Annotated in this window: 1 protein-coding gene and 2 pseudogenes; 2 read left to right on the forward strand and 1 reads right to left on the reverse strand. The window is 62.5% G+C overall.

Annotated features, from left to right (window positions below; genetic code table 11):
* Together EN925_RS36280 and EN925_RS36285 are read left to right on the forward strand one after the other, a co-directional pair.
* Positions 1–358: pseudogene (locus EN925_RS36280) on the forward strand (hypothetical protein); the annotation flags it as partial.
* 88 nt (positions 359–446) lie between these two features.
* Positions 447–977 (forward strand): dihydrofolate reductase family protein, encoded by a 531-nt coding sequence (locus tag EN925_RS36285; protein ID WP_127384775.1) that lies wholly within the window; start codon positions 447–449, stop codon positions 975–977.
* Positions 978–1010: 33 nt separating this feature from the next.
* Here the strand turns inward: EN925_RS36285 and EN925_RS36290 are convergent.
* Positions 1011–1302: pseudogene (locus EN925_RS36290) on the reverse strand (hypothetical protein); the annotation flags it as partial.

The following is a 1302-nucleotide window of genomic DNA, read 5'->3' on the forward strand; positions in this document are numbered from 1 at the left end:
GTATCTGATGGCCTCGGCGCTGGGCACGATTGTCGTCGTGCAGGAGTATGGCGCCATGAATCCGGTGTCGCTCAACCAATTGATGCTGCAGGAGATGACCAGGGAATCGGTGCAGGCCGGCGCCAAGCTGACGCAGGGGCCGACCACGCGCAAACTCGCCGACGGCAAGGAATTGACCGGGATCCGGGCCGAGGTGAAGACACGCACCGACACCGCCGATTTCGAGATCGTCGGCTTCGGCCTGGCCGATCGGGGGCTGCTGTTCATCACCCGCATTGCCGGCGAGGATGCAGCGACCGAAAAGCCGCTTGTCGACAAGTTCTGGCAGAGCCTGAAAGTCAGGTTCAGGCCGGACTAGGATCGTGTCTCAGTTTGGATTTCGGCTGGGGTTTTGCGTAACGGCGGCTCAAGTTATTCTGAAGACCCTGGGTTGGAGATCCTGCAGCATGGCGAAGCTCATTTTCAGAATGAACCAGTCACTCGACGGCTATGTCGACCACCAGAAAATGCCGTCGGGCCCGACGATCTTTCGTCACTGGATAGAGCAAGTGCGCAATCTGAGCGGCAGTGTGTACGGTCGCGGCATGTACGAGGTCATGCGCTATTGGGACGAAGACCATGCTGAGTGGAGCGCGGAGGCGCATGAATTTGCGGCGGCGTGGCGGAGCCAACCGAAGTGGGTTGTGTCGCGCTCTCTGAAGTCGGCCGGCCCTAACGCAACACTTGTCGCGGATGACGTCGAGGCGGTGATACGCGGGCTTAAGGCTGAGCTCGTCGGGGAGATTTCAGTTTCTGGACCAGGCCTGGCGCGAAGCCTGACCGACCTTGGTCTTGTCGATGCGTACCAACTCTACCTCCATCCGTTCGTGCTTGGTCATGGCAAGCCATTCTTCGCCGGCCCCCGGCCGCCGCTTCGCTTTGTGGCCAGCGATTTGATTGGCGACGACGTGATCAGGTTGACCTATGTGCCTGCCTGATCACGCGGTCGTCGAACCGAGACGCCAGCGGGCCTACAGCCCCTTCGGCATCAGGCCAGCCAGCCAGTTCACAGAGCGCTTCGCGGCGTCGGCGGTTGCCAAGGCGGCGCGGCCGAGATCGGTCTTGACCACGGCGTAGCCGCTCTTGGTGCGATAGAGCACACCGGTTCCGCCATCGACCACCTGTTCATAGGCAACGGGCCGGGCGGCGTCGGCTTCCATGGCGGTCGTCGGCGAACCGACCGAGACGCTCGGCCGGTGGCTGAGTTCCGGCGGCAGCGGGCTTTCGGTTCTGACGACGCGGCTGGCGGGCTTCAGTTCCGGG

It is taken from the genome of Mesorhizobium sp. M7A.F.Ca.US.006.04.2.1 (assembly GCF_004022915.1).
Lineage (GTDB): Bacteria > Pseudomonadota > Alphaproteobacteria > Rhizobiales > Rhizobiaceae > Mesorhizobium > Mesorhizobium ciceri.

Excerpts from the sequence above, each read along its gene's own strand:
- EN925_RS36285 (WP_127384775.1), top strand. The coding sequence starts at position 447 with ATGGCGAAGCTCATTTTCAGAATGAACCAGTCACTCGACGGCTATGTC.